Here is a 4268-nt window from a genome sequence, read left to right on the forward strand (position 1 = left end):
AGTACAGTATGGAGTCCAGCGCAGACGACAGAAGTGATCCAAAGTCCAACGATCACAGGCTACACACCAGATCGAAACGAGATCAGTGGTCAAACGATCACCCATGATTCAAAAGATCTCATGACAGTGGTGACATATACAGCAGGTGACCAAACCGTCAAGGTGCACTATATCGATGTCTACGGTGGAGCCAACAAGGAATTGACTGACCAACTCCAAACGATCACAGGTAAAGCGGGTTCGGCATACACCAATACGCTGTGGGATTATGCGCAAGCAGGTTATGAATTAGTCAGTGCCCAACCAGAAGCAAGTGCAGGTAACTTTGATGAAGACCCAGATGCTGATCAAGAGCACTACGTTTACTTGACCCATGCATTAAGACAAGTAGTTGGTACACCAGTGGTCATAACTGATACGATCAATTATGTTTACGGTAATGGACCAAAACAAGGACAGCCGATCTATCCACCAAGTGTGATCGAAAAGACCTTTGTTCCGATCTATACGATCGATTCCGTAACTGGTGAGACTATAGAAACGACTTGGAGTGGTGATGGTAAGATCTCCTCCAGTGCAGTCCCTGATATCCCAGGTTATACACCAGATAAAACATTGATCGCTGAACGTGTTCTAACACCAACGATGGCAGATCAGACTCAAACTGTCCAATATATGTTAGATGAAGTACCTGAGACAAAACCAGATATCTCAAACGACCCAACTAAAGCTGAGTCCAAACAAACTGAGTCTTTGGAAGAAAACAATGATACTAGATCTAGCATTGAGGGGCAAAAGGGCGTTGAAACGCAAGCTCCAATTTCTGAAAAAGCATCAGAAACTCAAACTAAGACAGAAAGTAAGGTTCAATTACCACAAACAGGTGATGCTAGCGATACGCAAAAAGCTTCCTTTGTTGGTGCTATGTTAACTGCCTTAGCTGGCTTATTAGGATTTGCGACTAAAAAACGTAAAAAAGAAGATGAGTGACCAAAAATTTAGATAATAACTAAATATAGTTAAAAGTCGTACAAACTGTGATGGTTCAGTTTGTACGACTTTTTATTTAGGTATTAAAGTCTGACAACATGATCGCAGACTTGTTCAAAGTAAGGATCATGGCTGACCATAATGATCGTTTTGCCTTGTTTTTTTAGCTTTTGGAGCAAAGAAAAGATGAGTGTCCGATTTTCAATATCAAGTGAGCCAGTGGGTTCATCGGCTAAGATGAGTTCACCAGGTTTTAATAATGCTCGAGCGATAGCGACCCGTTGTTGTTCACCACCAGATAAGACGGCAACCTTAGTCTTTAAGGGATAGTTTAGGCCGACTTCTGCCAAAACTTCTTGCATCTTGTTGATTTTTTCATGATGTTTGAGTTTGCTATAAGCAGCTCCAAGCTCTAAGTTAGCTTTGATCGAGCCTTCTTTGATCAAACCATAATCTTGAAAGATGAAACTGATGTTTTTACGCCGATATAAAGTAGCCTTATGGCGTCCAACTTTAGGCAGTTTTTGTCCGTTGAAATAGACACCACCACTTTGATAGTTTTCGATCGTACCTAAGATCTTTAAGAGTGTTGATTTACCTGAGCCACTTTTACCGTAGATCACAGTGATCTGATTTCTTGGAAAATTTACACAAAGATCTGAAAAAACGCACTTCTTTTTGAATTTTTTGGTCAGATCCGTTACACAGATGAGATCATTTGACATTTTTTTTAGCCTCGCTTTCTAAGTAACTGATAAAGAGATCTAAGAGGATAAGCTCAAGAACAAAAAATAAGCCATCAAGTGTAAAATAGATCGTCTTTGATATATATACATCAGTATAAAAAAGAGGTGTAAGACTATATTGAAAGAGTAAAAAACACCAGTAAGGCCAGTAATTTCTAAACCGCGAGTAACCTAATGTATTTTTTAGACCGATGTTATAGATATTTTTGTTAAAGAAACTGAGCAAACAATAAAAACTAAGAGAAATGATCGTCAGCAATAAGAGACCTTGGCTAGATGAATAAGCAAAGATGTTTCCCAGTTCTATTTTTAACCGCTCGCTAGCACCATGATCATATCGAATAAACTGGGGAGCATTATCACTTAGATTATATTTGGTCAAGATCGGATCCCATTGTCGTTTTAATTTAGCTAAAGTAGTGCCTTTGAGCGAGAATAAGAGCATATCGTGTTCAGAACCAGACAAAAGGTTGAGAATAGGATCGTTATTCTTGGGTCTGATATTTCCTAGTGGAATGACATGGATTATCTCATTAGCAATATTTTTTCCAGTTACGATATTTTTAAAACCTTTATTGTATTTAGGATCAGAATATATGACTTTAACACCGTATTTTCGTGAAATTTTAGAGATCTCTCTTTCTTTTTGCAGGCGTTTAGCAACTAAATTTTTCTTGGTGATCGGAAAAACTAAGATCGTTTGCTTACTTCTAAGATCAAGCTTAATTTTTTTGTTATTCACATCATATAACGGATAAACTTTTAAGTAATTGACGTTTATGCTGATATCAGTGAGTTCACGTGGTACGTCAGCTGGTTGGACATAACTAGAACCAGTATCATCAAATAATAAAGCACCTTGCTTATCCGCTAGTTTGTAAATGTTTTTTAGATCTTCGTAGTTATCGAAACTATTGATAGCATCGCTACCGATCACACTTGGAAAAATTTCTGCATAATCTTTTAGTTTAGGGTTTGTATCTTGCTTTAAAAGCTCGTAACTATCAACGATTATATTACCAACTGGAGCAAGTGAGTTTATCAGTGTTACGAGTAAAAGTAACTTTGCTCCACCTAGTAATAAAAAAAGTATGCTGGAAAAATAGCGTTCTTTGAGCTCATTTAAACTTATGCGATACATTCCTAGCATCAATAGATAGGCTCCACTAAAAGCAAGACCAAAAACTAAAAGTTGTTGTGACAGTAGTTCTGATAGATCTAGCCCTTGAAATACCAACCAAAGATCATAACTAAAGGCAAGTAAGATCGCGCACAAGGGCTTGGCAGCAATTGCTAAGAAACTACGGGTAAAAGAATGACCATTGAGCTTATATAAGCGAAGTTTTGGCCATTCAAGCAATACATAGACTAACAGTGAAACGACGATGAAGACGATCAGATAATTAATGATCATTTTTAAATTAGGATCAACTTCAAATGAAGGTAAAAGCAATTGTGTTGTTTGTGTCACTTGATAGTCGCTTAATGCGTAATGCGTTTTGAAGCGCTGACTTAGTTTTTTATCAAGTAGTTTGATGAAGTGTAAGTATTTTTCTTGCTCGAGTGTTTCAAGAAAAAAGACACCTTCAAAATTTTTGCTTGAGCGTAGTGCTTGTTCGATCGGCTGGATCGTTACTTGATAGCCACTAAGTAAAGGATAGGTATAACTATATTTTTGATTATTAGATCCTAAGGCACTAAAATTTCCTAAAAAGTGTGTTTGATCTAACTTGTAGACATAGAAGTTTTGTTCTTGCAGTGATCTATTATAATCAGGCTTTCCATCTTTAATTGGGTAGCCCTCATAATAATGCTTTTCCATGTAGTTTAAGTTGGTCTCTTTTGCACTTTCGTTTAGGCTAGTGATGATCTGTTGGAATTGTTTTTTATCATGCGCAGTGAATGGAAGCTTAAACGGAATAAACCGATGCGATGTATCGATTTGTTGTAATGCTAGAGTAGCCTGAGCTTGATAGTTGGTAAAATATGCTCCAAGAGAACTAAGGATCAAGCAAAATATAAAAATAATTAATAAAAATAATTTTTTATTCTTCATCTTAAAATTCCTTATAGAACAAGTGTTAACCAATCTACTTTTTGTTATCAATTAAGCAGATTATTATAATATGCCTTAAATGTACCGTATCCTTTAGCAGTTGTAAGAGCCCACTCATTTTTAAGTTTAACTACTTTATCTTGGGATTTTCCAACAATAGCAGTGGCAGAATGTCTAACTACACTATTAAAGTAATTGGAATGTCCCCACTTATAGTTATTAAAGTAGTTGTGGTGATCTGAATAATAGACCCAACGACTATTTGGCATATTGACTGCGGTGAAATTAGCATTTGAGAGACGAGCAAAGAGTGCTTGTTTATCGGTCAAGTTCTGGGGTGTTGGTTCATTTGGTTCAACTAACGCCATAGATGAGGCAAAAACGACCTGATCGTGATCATCTAGTTGTACTTCACCAGAATTAAGTGAGTCGGGAACAGTGACACTAGCAGCATGAACGGAAAAATCGGTCAAAAA

The 4268-nt window shown here is 37.0% G+C and carries 4 protein-coding genes; 1 reads left to right on the forward strand and 3 read right to left on the reverse strand.

From position 1 onward, the window contains the following. Positions 1-990 (forward strand): LPXTG cell wall anchor domain-containing protein (locus Q9Q35_RS10100; protein WP_304653249.1); only part of this gene is annotated, 990 nt, incomplete at its 5' end. Positions 991-1073: 83 nt separating this feature from the next. Here Q9Q35_RS10100 and Q9Q35_RS10105 read toward each other — a convergent pair. The 3 genes from Q9Q35_RS10105 to Q9Q35_RS10115 form a co-directional block, all read right to left on the reverse strand. Beyond that, entirely contained in the window at positions 1074-1715 is a 642-nt protein-coding gene (locus Q9Q35_RS10105; RefSeq protein WP_304653250.1) for an ATP-binding cassette domain-containing protein, read from the reverse strand. Continuing rightward, positions 1705-3792 carry a hypothetical protein gene (locus Q9Q35_RS10110; protein WP_304653251.1) on the reverse strand — a complete coding sequence of 696 codons (2088 nt, stop codon included), beginning with the start codon at positions 3790-3792 and terminating at the stop codon, positions 1705-1707. Before Q9Q35_RS10110 ends, Q9Q35_RS10105 begins: the two co-directional genes overlap by 11 nt. A 47-nt stretch (positions 3793-3839) precedes the next feature. Beyond that, on the reverse strand, positions 3840-4268 hold a 429-nt coding region (locus Q9Q35_RS10115; protein ID WP_304653252.1), incomplete at its 5' end, for a hypothetical protein.

This window comes from uncultured Ligilactobacillus sp. (assembly GCF_948826705.1).
Taxonomy (GTDB): domain Bacteria; phylum Bacillota; class Bacilli; order Lactobacillales; family Lactobacillaceae; genus Ligilactobacillus.

What these genes read in the sequence shown, in the direction of transcription:
- Q9Q35_RS10110 (WP_304653251.1), bottom strand. Translation starts at nt 3,792, where the DNA reads ATGAAGAATAAAAAATTATTTTTATTAATTATTTTTATATTTTGCTTG.
- Q9Q35_RS10105 (WP_304653250.1), bottom strand. Translation starts at nt 1,715, where the DNA reads ATGTCAAATGATCTCATCTGTGTAACGGATCTGACCAAAAAATTCAAA.